This is a genomic window from Nocardiopsis sp. YSL2 (assembly GCF_030555055.1).
In the GTDB taxonomy this organism is placed as follows: Bacteria; Actinomycetota; Actinomycetes; order Streptosporangiales; family Streptosporangiaceae; genus Nocardiopsis.
In genome coordinates this window covers 3838745-3851838 of sequence record NZ_JAMOAO010000001.1, presented here as the reverse complement: position 1 = coordinate 3851838, position 13094 = coordinate 3838745, and the positions used below count along the sequence as shown (strand labels likewise).

13 protein-coding genes are annotated in these 13094 nt (G+C 71.4%); all 13 read right to left on the bottom strand.

The annotated features are described in order from the left end of the window. Positions 1–61: 61 nt before the first annotated feature. The 13 genes from M1P99_RS17110 to M1P99_RS17050 all read right to left on the bottom strand — a co-directional run bounded on the left by M1P99_RS17110 (position 62) and on the right by M1P99_RS17050 (position 12750). On the bottom strand, positions 62–1222 hold the full coding sequence (locus M1P99_RS17110) for a DNA-processing protein DprA (protein ID WP_304453610.1): 1161 nt from the start codon (positions 1220–1222) through the stop codon (positions 62–64). A 113-nt stretch (positions 1223–1335) separates the two neighbouring features. Further along, a complete protein-coding gene (locus M1P99_RS17105; protein ID WP_304453609.1) occupies positions 1336–2859 on the bottom strand; it encodes a YifB family Mg chelatase-like AAA ATPase in 1524 nt (507 codons plus the stop codon). Then, positions 2859–3224, bottom strand: a complete 366-nt coding sequence (locus M1P99_RS17100) for a YraN family protein (RefSeq protein WP_304453608.1) — start codon at positions 3222–3224, stop codon at positions 2859–2861. The genes M1P99_RS17105 and M1P99_RS17100 overlap by 1 nt, the downstream gene beginning before the upstream one ends. A 97-nt stretch (positions 3225–3321) precedes the next feature. Beyond that, a complete protein-coding gene (locus M1P99_RS17095; RefSeq protein WP_304453607.1) occupies positions 3322–3648 on the bottom strand; it encodes a DUF2469 domain-containing protein in 327 nt (108 codons plus the stop codon). 237 nt (positions 3649–3885) lie between these two features. After that, positions 3886–4761 (bottom strand): signal peptidase I, encoded by an 876-nt coding sequence (lepB, locus tag M1P99_RS17090; protein ID WP_304453606.1) that lies wholly within the window; start codon positions 4759–4761, stop codon positions 3886–3888. Positions 4762–4824: 63 nt separating this feature from the next. Then, positions 4825–5184 (bottom strand): 50S ribosomal protein L19, encoded by a 360-nt coding sequence (gene rplS / locus M1P99_RS17085; protein ID WP_304453605.1) that lies wholly within the window; start codon positions 5182–5184, stop codon positions 4825–4827. Positions 5185–5355: 171 nt separating this feature from the next. Next, complete coding sequence (gene trmD / locus M1P99_RS17080; protein ID WP_304453604.1) at positions 5356–6135, bottom strand: tRNA (guanosine(37)-N1)-methyltransferase TrmD; 780 nt, start codon at positions 6133–6135, stop codon at positions 5356–5358. 11 nt (positions 6136–6146) lie between these two features. After that, positions 6147–6665, bottom strand: coding sequence for a ribosome maturation factor RimM (gene rimM, locus M1P99_RS17075; RefSeq protein WP_304453603.1), 519 nt, complete (start codon positions 6663–6665; stop codon positions 6147–6149). 184 nt (positions 6666–6849) lie between these two features. Beyond that, positions 6850–7092 (bottom strand): RNA-binding protein, encoded by a 243-nt coding sequence (locus tag M1P99_RS17070; RefSeq protein WP_053616035.1) that lies wholly within the window; start codon positions 7090–7092, stop codon positions 6850–6852. 1 nt (position 7093) lies between these two features. Further along, on the bottom strand, positions 7094–7552 hold the full coding sequence (rpsP, locus tag M1P99_RS17065) for a 30S ribosomal protein S16 (protein WP_304453602.1): 459 nt from the start codon (positions 7550–7552) through the stop codon (positions 7094–7096). A 289-nt stretch (positions 7553–7841) separates the two neighbouring features. Continuing rightward, entirely contained in the window at positions 7842–9434 is a 1593-nt protein-coding gene (ffh, locus tag M1P99_RS17060) for a signal recognition particle protein (protein WP_304453601.1), read from the bottom strand. A gap of 304 nt (positions 9435–9738) precedes the next feature. Beyond that, positions 9739–10962 (bottom strand): hypothetical protein, encoded by a 1224-nt coding sequence (locus M1P99_RS17055; RefSeq protein ID WP_304453600.1) that lies wholly within the window; start codon positions 10960–10962, stop codon positions 9739–9741. 453 nt (positions 10963–11415) lie between these two features. Further along, on the bottom strand, positions 11416–12750 hold the full coding sequence (locus tag M1P99_RS17050) for an ammonium transporter (RefSeq protein WP_304453599.1): 1335 nt from the start codon (positions 12748–12750) through the stop codon (positions 11416–11418). Positions 12751–13094: the final 344 nt, after the last annotated feature.

Sequence of the window (13094 nt, the reverse complement as noted above, 5' to 3'; positions counted from 1 at the left end):
GGTACCGGGTTCCGACGCCGGGCGAGGCGCGCCCGTGTCGGCGCGCGGCCGTACTCGGCCCTCACCGCGAGGTCCGCCAGCCGGTCGGGCACCGCTCCACCAGGCCGGCGGCGGCCAGCATCCCCAGCGCGCGCATCGTGCCCTCCAGAGTGCCCTCGCTGCGCGCCGCGATCGTCGCGGTGCCCGCGCCCCTGCGGGGCACCGCGTGCAGCACCCGTCGGGTGTCGGCGTCCAGCGCGGCCTCCAGGCGGGGCGTCCCCGCTCGCTCCTCCCCCAGCGGCACCACCTGGGCGACCACGTCGTCGGCGCAGGTCACGCAGGTGGCCTGCCAGTCGCGCAGGAGCATGTGGCAGCCCACGGACAGCGCCGAGGTGACCGGGCCGGGAACAGCCATCAACGCACGGTTGAGCTCCGTGGCGTGCGCGGCGGTGTTGAGCGCTCCGCTGCGCCGACCGGCCTCCACCACCACGGTGCCCGGGGTGAGCGCCGCGATCAGCCGATTGCGGATCAGGAAGTCCGGGGCCCGCGGCGTGGAGCGCACCGGCCGCTCGCTCACCAGCACCCCGCGCCGTGCCACGTCCGCGAACAGTCCGGCGTGTCCGCGCGGATAGCTCACGTCCAACCCGCAGGCGAGGACCACCACGGTGGTTCCGGCGGCCTGCGCGGCCCGGTGCGCGGCACCGTCGATGCCGTACGCCCCGCCGGAGACCACGACCACGGAGCGCTCGGCCAGCCCGTAGGCCAGCTCCGCGGCGACGTGCTCGCCGTAGGGCGTCGCCGCCCGCGCCCCCACCAGCGCCGCCGAGCGCAGGCACAGGTGGCGCAGGTCGCCCCGGCCGCGTACCCACAGGCCGTGCGAGCGCCGTCCGCCGGGCAGGTCCAGCGACTCCAGCCGTCCCGGCCATTCCGGGTCGCCCGGCGCCACGAAGCGGATCCCCGCCTCCGCCGAGTCGCTGAGCAGGCCGTCCGGGTCCACCCGTCCCGCTCGGGCACTCCAGCGTGCCCAGCGCCGCTCCAGCCGCGCCGGCTCCTCCGGGCCGCCCGGAGCCCCCTCCTCGTGCGGTGCCGGCGGCGCGGGCCCGCCCGCCACGAGGTCGGCCCACACCCGCGCCGCGCCGTATTCCGCGAGCAGCTCCCCCAGCCACGGGTCCCCCGGTGGCGCCACCACCGTGAGGCACGCCCGTGCCCGGGCGTCGGCCTCCTCCTCAGCGCGTACCGTCACGTCACTCCCCCCGTCTCCCGCACCGTCACCCCGTGCCCTGACCCTGACCCCGGCACCGTCTGTCCGTCCCCGCCGCACCACGCCGGGCCGCCCACCGAACCCGGGGCACACCCTCACCAGGCCCGGCCCGACCACAGGGCGAAGGCATAGGTCACCTCCGCCTCACCGGGTCGGTCGCGTTCGGCGAGGTCGGCTAGGGTCCAGGCGACCCTCAACGCACGGTCGACGCCCCGCGCGCTGATCAGTCCCTGGTCCATGGCACGGCCCAGCACCCGCACGGCGGCCGGCTCCACCGGGAACTCCCGGCGCAACCGGGCCCCCGGGATCTCCGCGTTGGTCGACCACGGAGTATGCGCCAGGCGAGCGGCGGCTCTGCTCCGCGCCTTCCCCACCCGGGCCGCGACCACCGCGGAGGACTCCGCGAAGGCCCGGTCCGCGAGCAGCTCGGCGCGGGCCACCGGTTGCAGCTCCACCTTGAGGTCGATCCGGTCCAGCAGGGGCCCGGACAGGCGGGAGAAGTACCGTCGGCGCTCTCCCGCCGGGCAGGTGCACAGGGTCCCCGGTTTGGCGCACGGACAGGGATTGGCCGCCATCACCAACTGGAAGCGGGCCGGGAACGACACCGTGGAGGCGGCCCGGGCCAGGACGACCTCTCCGCGTTCGAGCGGTTCGCGCAGGGAGTCCAGGACGCCGCGGCCGAACTGCGGGGCCTCATCGACGAACAGCACGCCCCGATGGGCCTTGGACACCCATCCCGGACTGGGGTAGCCGCTGCCGCCGCCGATGATCGCGGCCCGGCTGGAGGTGTGGTGCGGGGCCGCGAACGGCGGCCTGGTGACCAGGGGCGAGCCCGCGGGGAGCATGCCGGCCACCGAATGGATGGCCGTGGCCTCCAGCGCCTCCGCGGGGCCCAGCTCCGGCAGGACCGTGGGCAGCCGTTCGGCGAGCAGGGACTTCCCGGTCCCCGGTGAACCGAGCATCATCAGGTTGTGCCCGCCCGCCGCGGCGATCTCCACGGCGCGCCGGGCCACCGGCTGCCCCAGGACGTCGGCCAGGTCCGGCCCGCCGTCGGCGGCCTCGCGCGGGCGGGGCACCCCGGCCCGCGGCGGGTCCGGGGGCGGTTCGCCGCCGCGCAGCCAGTCGCACAGCTCCATCAGGTTGCCCACCGGGACCACCTCGGCGTCCGGCACCAGCCGGGCCTCCTCCGCGTTGCCGTGCGCGACGACGAAGCGGCCGTGGCCCTGCTCGATGGCCGACACCACCGCCGGGAGCACGCCGGGAACCGGCCTGGCCCGGCCGTCAAGGCCGAGCTCGGCGATGAGGACGGTGCCCTCCAACCGGTCCGGGGGCACCTCTCCGGCGGCGGCGAGCACCGCGCCCGCGATGGCGAGGTCGAAGAGGCTGCCGGACTTGGGCAGGCTGGCCGGGGACAGGCTGACGGTGATCTGGCCGGTGGGCCAGGACTCTCCGCTGTTGACGAGGGCGGCGCGGACCCGGTCGCGGGCCTCCCTCAGAGCCGTGTCCGGCAGACCCACCATGGTCACCCCGGGATCCCCGCCGCCCAGGTGGACCTCCACCTCGACGACGTGGCCGCGTACGCCCAGCAGGGTGACGCAGTGGGTGCGGGCGAGCGTCATCACGTCATCCCCCGCTCATGGGAGACGAACACGCGGCCGTCCAGGATGAGCACGCCGACGCCGTCCACCCTCAGCGGCCGGGCGGGAACGCGGTGCCGGTCGGCCCACGCGCGACCGAGACGGCGCAGTCTGCGCCGCCGGGTGGGGGTGACGGCCTCGACCGGGTGGCCGTACCGCACCGAGGTACGCGTCTTGACCTCGGCGACGACCAGTGTGCGGCCGTCCCGGGCGACGATGTCGATCTCCCCCGCGGGGATCCGCCAGTTGCGGTCCACCACGCGCAGGCCGACGCGTTCGAGGAAGGCCACGGCCACGTCCTCGCCGCGCCTGCCCAGTTCCTGTCGGCCCCTCGCCCGTCGGTCCACCGGCGACCACCTCCCGTTACCACGGTCGGTGATCGCCGTCCGGCGCGCCAGAGGAAATGTGGACCTGTGGACAACGCCGGTCGCGGAGGCGTGGAGATCAGTCCGCGGGGCCCTCGGTGGGCGGCAGCTCCAGGTCGGCCTTGGTGATCTCCTCGACGTTGACGTCCTTGAACGTCACCACGCGGACGTTGCGGACGAACCGGGCCGGACGGTACATGTCCCAGACCCAGGCGTCCTCCATCCCGACCTCGAAGTACATCTCCCCGTTCTCGGTGGAACGCGGCTGGAGGTCGACGTGGTTGGTGAGGTAGAAGCGCCGTTCCGTCTCCACCACATAGCTGAACAGCCCGACGACGTCCCGGTACTCGCGATAGAGCTGGAGCTCCATCTCGGCCTCGTACTTCTCCAGGTCCTCAGAACTCATCCACGCGCTCGCTTTCGTCAGCACTCTCCGCTGGTGGTGTGCCTTTCCCCTCATCACATGGACACCGCCGTCCCCCGGCTTGTTCCCACCGGGCGGCGGCCCCACGCTCCGGGTACGCCAATACGGTCCGAGATCCATGATGCGTCACCGGACGGCCTTTTGTACCCGGTCGGGAGGAATTCGTTGGACGGCGGTCGGCCGGAGGGCCGCCACGGGCCCGCGCAGGGACCGTGCTCGCTACTCTTCGTCCTCGTTGAGCTGGTCGAAGGTGTCGGGGACACCCAGCCCGCCCGCCTGGCCGAACGGCCAGATGATCACGAAGGCACGCCCCACGACGTGGTCGATGGGCACCGCTCCGCCGCCGGGGTTGTTCTGGTTCAGCCGCGAGTCGTAGGAGATCGCGCGGTGGTCGCCCATGACCCACAGGTGGTCCTCGGGCACCTCGATCGGGCCGAACTCGGTGTGGCTGGCCACGCTGCCCGGATAGAGGTACACGTCCTCCTCCAGCGGAACCCCGTTGACCAGTACCCGGTTCTGCTCGTCGCAGCACTCCACGACGTCGCCCGGCAGGCCGATCACGCGCTTGATGTACTCCTTGCCCGTGGGAGCGGCGCCCAGCTGCTGCTGCACCCACGTGAACCCGCGCGCGACCGGGTTGCTCGACTCCGGGATCACCACGGTGTTCGGGTCGTCCCATGACCCGTCGCCGTCGAAGACGACCACCTCGCCGCGGTCGATGTCGCGGACCTGGTACACCAGCTTGTTCACGAGCACACGGTCCCCGATCAGGAGCGTGTTCTCCATCGAGGACGAAGGGATGTAGAACGCCTGCATCACCCAGGTCCTGATCACGAACGCCAACACCAGGGCGATCACGATCAGGATCGGGAGTTCCTTCCAGAACGACCCCTTCTCGGCACTGTTCTGGGACTTGGTCATCTCGGCGTCCGCCCTCTCCTCAGGCTCCCGGCCATCGGCATCGGAGACACCACTGGCTCCCGAGTGCGGTGGCACTCGGGAGCCAGTGGCGGAGCTGTGCTCCTCCGGGCCGCCGTGGTCGGAGTCCGCGTCGGACTCCCCGTCGGCACCGGGGCCCCTGTCGTCATCACTCATCGACGGAAGCCTATCCTGCCTCCCCGCCGGGAGCGGCGCGGTTTCCGTCGACGGCGCGGAAGACTACTTGGAGATGGGCTCGCGGCGCTCGCGGATACGGGCGGCCTTCCCGCGCAGCTCGCGCAGGTAGTACAGCTTGGCGCGACGCACGCGTCCGCGGGCGGCGACCTCGTACTTGTCGATGGCCGGGGTGTGGATCGGGAAGGTGCGCTCCACGCCCACGCCGTAGCTCACCTTGCGAATGGTGAAGGTCTCGCGGTTGCCCGCGCCCTGACGGCGGATGACGACGCCCTTGAAGACCTGGACACGGGTACGGGTGCCCTCGGTCACGCGCACGTGAACGTTGAGCGTGTCACCCGGACGGAACTCCGGGACGTCGGTGCGAAGCTGAGCCTTCTCCAGCTCCTGAATGGCGGTGTGCATCTCGCGAATCCTCATCGGTAGCGCTCCGCGGCCTGATCCCCTGTGTGCAGGGGTGCGCGGGCGAGGGCCCTGGAATGGGTCTGAACTTTCGAACCGCCCGGGTGACCGTCACAGAGGCCGACGTCCTGCCGCCGGCATGCGGATGCCGCCGGTCACCAAGGGGGAACTCACCTAGTTTGCCACATGTTCGTCGGCGTCCCGAACGGGCTGCTCGGCGAGGACCTCCCGGTCCCGCCGGTCCCATGCCTCGTCCGGGGTGGCCGCGACCAGGTCGGGCCGGTTGCGGGCGGTCTTGCGCAGCGCCTGGTCGCGCCGCCAGCGGTCGACCGCGCCGTGGTTGCCGGACAGCAGGACCGGCGGTACCTCCTGGCCGCGCCAGGTCGCCGGCTTGGTGAACACCGGCCCCTCGACCAGGTGTTCCATACCACCGGAGGCGAACGAGTCCTGGACCGCGGACTCCTTGTTGCCCAGCACCCCGGGCAGCAGACGTGTGATCGCCTCCACCATCACCAGGGTGGCCGACTCGCCCCCGTTGAGCACGTAGTCGCCGATGCTGACCTCCTCGACCGGCATGTGCCGGGCGGCGTCCACCGCGACACGCGAGTCGATGCCCTCGTAGCGCCCGCATCCGAAGACCAGCCGGGGCTCGGCGGCCAGGCGCTCGGCGTCGGCCTGCCGGAACGTGCGACCGCTGGGCGTGGGCAGGATCAGCCGTGCGGGCTCCCCGCCGACGACCTCGTCGAGGGCCTCGCCCCACGGCTCGGGCTTCATCACCATGCCGGGCCCACCGCCGTAGGGGGTGTCGTCGACGGTGTTGTGCCGGTCGTGCGTCCACGAGCGCAGGTCGTGGACGCGCACGTCGAGCCGTCCGGCCGCGCGCGCCTTGCCGATCAGCGACAGGTCCAGCGGCGCGAAGTAGTCGGGGAAGATGCTGATGATGTCGATGCGCACGGCGTACCCGTTCAGTCGGCTGTGTGCAGGTCGAGCAGGCCGGGCGGCGGGTCGATGACGATGTGCCCCTGCTCGGTGTCGACCTCGGGGACCAGCGCGGCCACGAACGGCACCAGCACCTCGTCACCCTCGGCGGTGGTCACGACCAGCAGGTCCTGGGCGTGGTGCAGGACGTCGTCGACGGTACCGACGGCGGCACCGGCGGCCGTCCGGACCGCGAGGCCGATCAGCTCGTGGTCGTGGAACTCGTCCGGGTCGTCCAGGGGGGCGATGTCGGCGGAGTCCACCAGGAGCGCGGTACCCCGCAGCGCCTCGGCCGCGTCCCGGTCGTCGATCCCCTCGAAGCGCACGAGCAGGCGGCCGCTGTGGCGCCGTGTGGATCTGACGCGCAGCGGCCCGGCGGCGGCCGGGTCGGTGTCCAGAGCCGCTCCGACGGCGAACCTGGCCGCGGGGTCGTCGGTGCGCACGTCGACGGCGACGTCGCCGCGGATACCGTGCGCGCGGCCGATCCGGCCCACCACGAGTCGCATGGGAGTTCCGTCCTTCTGTGAGATCCGCCCTCGGTCGGCCGGGTGCCGCCGGGGTCACCCGGAGGCGGGGTTCGGGTCCGCGACCCGCCGCCCCGGCCTCGGGAGGCAGTGTGCCCGGGGTCGGAACGACCCCGGGCACGGCTGTGGGGCGCCGACCCTGACGGTCGACGCCCCGAGAGGCGCGTCAGCGCACTTCGTGCAGGTCCAGCAGGTCCACCCGGACGTACCGGCCGCCCGCGAGCGAGCCGATGACCGTCCTGAGGGCCTTGGCGGTGCGGCCGTTGCGGCCGATCACCTTGCCCAGGTCGTCGGCGTGGACGCGGACCTCCAGGACCTTGCCCTTGCGGAGCCGCTTGGCTCTCACCTGGACGTCCTCGGAGTTCGCGACGATCCCCTTCACGAGGTGCTCAAGCGCCTCTTCCAGCACGTCAGGCCTCGCCCTCGGACTTCTCGGCCTCGGCGGTCTCGGCCGGCTTCTCAGCCGGCTTGTCCGCCTTCTTCTCGGTCTTCTTGGCCTTGGTGGCCTTCTCGGCGCCCGGGAGCACGAGCTCCTTCAGAGCGGCCTGGAAGGCGGCTTCCTTGGCCTCGGGGTCCTTCGCCTCGGCGACCTTGAGCGGAGCCGGAGCGGCGAGGCCCTTGAACTTCTGCCAGTCGCCGGTCTTGCGCAGGAGGACCTTGACCGCGTCGGAGGGCTGGGCGCCCACGGACAGCCAGTACTGGGCCCGCTCGGAGTCGACCTCGATCAGGCTCGGGTGCTCCTTGGGGTGGTACTTGCCGATCTCCTCGATCGCCTTGCCGTCCCGCTTGCTGCGGGCGTCGGCGACGATGATGCGGTACTGGGGCGTACGGATCTTGCCCATACGCTTGAGCTTCAGTTTGACAGCCACTGGAGTGGTCTTCTCCCGATGAACGGTGTTCGGCGTCCGACGGTTCGACGCGTGGGGTTGCGAAGCCCGTCGAGACTGACGTGGGCGGCTGGCTAGTTAGAGGGCTGGCCCGCCACCGTTAGTCGACTACTCATTGTGCCAGACACCGGCGAGTTCCTCGGCCAGGAGGAGCGGCGTGTGCGGTCACAGTGCCGACACGTCCGGCCCGCTTCCACGTGGGAACGGGCCGGACGGGCGCCGGATCGCGGGCCGCCGCGGGGTGCGGAACCCCGGACCGCGCGCGGTGCGCCTACTTCTTGGGGAACTTGAAGTCCGACAGGTCCGGCATGGCGGGACCGCCCAGGCCGGGCGGGAGCTGCGACTGGCCGGCGCCGCCCAGGCCCGGGGGCAGCTGCGGCATCTGCTGGCCGCCCTCCTCCTGCCTGCGCTGGCGCTCCGCGGCGCGCTCGGCCTCCTGCTGGCGGGCCTTCATCGGGTTGCCGCTGCGCTGCTTGCCCTTCTTCGCCTTCTTGGCCTGGGCCTTGGCCTTCTTCTTGTTGCCACCGCCCATGCCTGGCATCCCCGGCATACCGGGCATCCCGCCGTTCTTCATCTTGCGCATCATCTTCTGCGCCTCGAAGAAGCGGGTGACCAGGCCGTTGACGTCGCTGACCTGCGTGCCCGAACCGTTGGCGATGCGCAGTCGGCGCGAGCCGTTGATCATCTTGGGGTTCGAGCGCTCGCCGGGGGTCATCGACCGGATGATGGCCTGGATGCGGTCCAGGTCCTTGTCGTCGATGTTGTCGATCTGCTCGCGCATCTGGCCCATGCCGGGCATCATGCCCAGCAGGTTCCCGATCGGGCCGAGCTTGCGGACCATCGACATCTGCTCGAGGAAGTCGTCGAGCGTGAAGTCGTCGTCCGAGGCGATGGTCGAGGCCATCTTCTCGACCTCGGCCTCGTCGAACGTGCGCTGGGCCTGTTCGATGAGCGTGAGGACGTCACCCATGTCCAGGATGCGCGAGGCCATCCGGTCCGGGTGGAAGAGGTCGAAGTCCTCGAGCTTCTCGCCGGTGGAGGCGAACATGATCGGTCGCCCGGTGATGTGCCGGATGGACAGCGCGGCACCACCGCGGGCGTCGCCGTCGAGCTTGGTGAGCGCGACCGCGTCGTAGCCGACCCCGTCCAGGAAGGCCTGGGCGGTGTTGACCGCGTCCTGACCGATCATGGCGTCGACGACGAAGAGGATCTCGTCGGGGGAGACGGCGTCGCGGATGTCCGCCGCCTGCTGCATCATCTCGGTGTCCACACCGAGACGGCCGGCGGTGTCGATGATGACGATGTTGTGGTTGTTGCGCTGCGCGTGCTCCACCGACTCGCGCGCGACCGCGACGGGGTCGCCCACGCCGTTGCCGGGCTCGGGCGCGAACACCGGGGTCCCCGCGCGCTCGCCGACCACCTGGAGCTGCGTGACGGCGTTGGGGCGCTGCAGGTCCGCGGCCACCAGCAGGGGCGTGTTGCGCTGGTCGCCGAGCCACTTGGCGAGCTTGCCCGCCAGGGTGGTCTTACCGGCGCCCTGCAGGCCCGCGAGCATGATCACGGTGGGCGGGTTCTTGGCGTACCGGATCTGCCGGGTCTCGCCACCGAGGATCTCGACCAGTTCCTCGTTGACGATCTTGATGACCTGCTGTGCCGGGTTCAGGGCCTTGGAGACCTCTTCGCCGCGGGCGCGCTCCTTGACCCGCGAGATGAACTCGCGGACCACCGGCAGCGCGACGTCCGCCTCCAGCAGCGCGAGGCGAATCTCGCGAGCGGTCGCGTTGATGTCCTCCTCGGACAGCCGCCCCTTGCCGCGCAGCGAGGAGAAGACCGATGTCAGCCGGTCGGAAAGCGTCTCGAACACGAGTGTGGCCAGTCCTTCGTCTCGGAATTGGTTTCCCAGCCTACCCCCAACCCGTCACCCGCCACCGCTCACGTGGTGTGCTGCGTGACGTCCCGGGGCCACGGCCCCCGGCCGGCGCCTCCTGTGCGGCCCCACCGCACCGCGGCCCGCCACCGGTCCGGGTGTCCGCCGCGCGGAGAGGACGGAGCCGCCGCCCTCGGACGGAGCCGCCGCGCACGCCCCGAAGCCAGGGGACCCTCCCGCCGGACCGCTCGAGGCGGCCGGTGGGAGGGTCCCGGACGTCGCGCGTGCCGGACCCGACGCGCTAGTCGCCGCCGGTCTCCTCGGTCTCCTCCGGTGACTCGGATCCCTCCGTGCCCTCGGTCTCCTCCTCGGAGCCGCCCGACGCCGTCGCGGCGCGCTGCTCGTCCAGAGCCGCCAGCATCTCCTCCTGCTCGCCGCTGGTGAGCCCGCGCGTGGACAGCTGGGCGGACCCGTCGATCGTGTACGTCTCGTCGCCGACACTGTCGTAGTTGGCGCTGCAGGACATCTCCAGCGTCCCGCCCGCCTCCAGGCCGCCGCTGTCACTGCACTCCTGGTTGCCCAGGGTGTCATTGCTGAAGGTGACGGCCATCTGCACGGCCACCGTGCCGCTGCTCGCGCCGCCCGCGTCGCGCACCGTGCCGGACCAGGTGCAGTCGGGGCCGGGCTCGCAGTTCATCGCGGGCTGGCCGTCCCAGGCCACCTCGATCCGCGCGTCCCGGGAGCCGGTCAGCTCCTCCTCGGCCAGACCGGTCAGGGTGTCGTAGACCTCTCCGGCGGCCGCCGTGTCGGCCTGCGCCAGGTCCAGGCGGACCTGGGGGCCGCTCTCGGCCTCCGGCGGGACCAGTTCCTCGATGGCGATGCGCTGGACCTGCCCGCTCTCGGCGTTGATCCACATCTGGTTGCGCTCACCGGCCAGGTCGATCCGGTAGGTGAGGACGTCGTCGAGGTTCTCCTCGGTCGCCTCCTCCGAGTCGAGCTCGAGCCCGCCGAGGATCTCGGCCAGGACCGGCGGCGCGAGTGTGGAGGCCGGGTTGATCCCCGCCTGCGCGCCGGTGGCACGGACCCAGTTCTCGTCGAAGTCGTCGAAGTCGGGCCCGAACACGCCCTGGTCGAGCCAGAAGTCCTCCTCGGCCCGGATGAAGAGCTTGCCGTCCGCGCTGACCAGGTCGCCCTCGATGCCGTTGGCGCTCACCGTGCCGTTGGCGGCTCCGGCGTCGGTGACCGTCAGGGACGTGTCCCGCACGTCGCCGCCGACGCTCGCGGCCACCTGCCCGGAGGCGGTGAGCGCCGGGTACTCGGCCAGGTCGGCCAGGGCGTCCTCCAGCAGGGGCACCGCGTCCACCGGCTCTGCGGCCTCGGGGGTGGGCTCCTGCTCGCCCCCGCTTCCGGGGCGCAGGTCGTCCAGGAACGAGCAGCCGGTCGCTCCGAGCGCGAGCGCGGCACCCGCCGCGGCGAGCGCCCAACGCCCGGACCTGCGACCCCTGATGTGACTAACCGGCGCCATCATTCCTCCTGACCCCGACCTGTGGGGCACTGTTACGAGTCCGCGTGCGTTCATGGGATGGGCTGTGGGGATCGATCGGCCCCCGGCCCTGTCGGCGTGAGACGCGGCTGCCCGGTCCGTGGTTTCGATCCCTCCGGACCCGGCCGGGACGCGGTCCGCCGTCCGGTCGCCGGACCGCCGCGCGGGCCCGGTCCCGCGGCACTCGGCCGCGGCCGCCCGACTGCGCGGCCCCACCGCTTCGAAAGCGTATCCAACCCCGGCACGGACCACGGCCAACAACGCTCCTTGAAACGGCACAAAGAGTGTGCCGCACGCGGCCGTGCCCCCGGCGCGCCGCCGATCCGGCGGCGCGCCGGGCCGCACACGAACGAGACCGGCGGGGATCACTCCCCGCCGGTCTCTGGGTCACCTCACCGCGTCAGCGGCCAAGACCCACGGCCTCGACGTTGAAGACTAGGCCTTGGCCTGCGATGAGGCCGTCTCCTCGCCCGGAGGCGTCGACGAGGAGACCGCTTCTGCCTCGAGCTCGTCCAGTTCGTCGAAGGCGTAAGCCGTTTCGGCGTGCAGCTCGTGGTCCAGGCCGTTGGTCTCGACCTCTTCCGGGATACGGAAGCCCATGATGAGGTCGATGATCTTGGCGATGATCCAGGTGGCGATGAAGGAGTAGACGATCGTGGCGGCCACGGCGATCAGCTGGACGATCAGCAGCGAGACGCCGCCGCCGTCGAACAGGCCGCTGGAGCCGGAGGTGATCTCGGCGGCCACGAGACCGATCATCAGGGAGCCGATGATGCCGCCGACCATGTGGATGCCGACGACGTCGAGCGCGTCGTCGAACTTGAACTTGAACTTCCAGCTGATGGCGTAGGCGCAGACCGCACCGGAGACGGCGCCGACCGCGATCGCGCCCAGCGGGGTGACGTCCGCGGCGGCCGGGGTGATGGCGACCAGGCCGGCGATGGCACCGGAGGCGAAGCCCAGCGCGCTGGCCTTGCCGTAGCGCAGCTTCTCCACGATGATCCAGGCGATGATCGCGGCGGCGGTGGCGACCTGGGTGTTGACCAGGGCGAGCGCGGCGGTGCCGTCGGCGGCGTAGGCGGAGCCGGCGTTGAAGCCGAACCAGCCGAACCACAGCAGGGCGGCGCCCAGCAGGACGAACGGCAGGTTGTGGGGGCGCATGGACTCCACGCCGAAGCCCTTGCGGCGGCCGAGCACGAAGGTCAGGGCCAGGGCCGCGGCACCGGCGTTGATGTGGACGGCGGTACCGCCGGCGAAGTCGACCACGCCCGCACCGCCGATGTTGATCAGCTCGAACCAGCCGCCGCCCCAGACCCAGTGGGCCACGGGGAAGTAGACCAGGGTGGCCCACACCGGGACGAAGATCAGCCAGGCGCCGAACTTGGCGCGGTCGGCGATGGCACCGGAGATGAGCGCGACGGTGATGATCGCGAACATCATCTGGAACCCGGCGTCGACCAGCAGCGGGTAGCCCGCACCACCCTCGCCGTCGGAGGGCTCGATCTCACCGATGAGGCTGCTCAGCCCGACGTAGTCGAAACCGCCGATGAAGTGGTTGAGTGCGCCGGGGCCCTCGGCGTAGGTGAGCGAGTGGCCGATGGCGACCCACAGCACGCTGACGATCGCGATGCTCGCGAAGCTCATGAGCATCATGTTCAGGACGCTCTTCGCCCGGGACATGCCTCCGTAGAAGAAGGCCAGACCTGGGGTCATGAGCATCACCAGCGCGGCGCTCACCAGCAGCCACGTGGTGTTGCCAGTGTCAATCATGTCGTCGCCTCCGTAGGACAGACGGGGGATGGTCGTGCAGGGGCGGCGTCAGCGAGCACGTCATCGGGCCGTGCAGATCACCACACAGGCCACTTTCTGAGCTGGGTGTTTCTCCATGGGAGCTGCCATGTTGCACCCATGTAAAAGGACAGCCAGAAGTGTTAAGCCGTCATGAACGGAGACCCCAGCACGTGCGATCGCTCGTGCACGCGTACAGAACGCGACCCGCGCCGTGAACAGAGGGCTACGCGATCACCACACAGAGTCAGATCTCACCCCGGTAACGGTGCCGGGGTCAGGTTTCGCGGCCCCGTGTTGCGGTGCCATGACGCACACATGAAGTG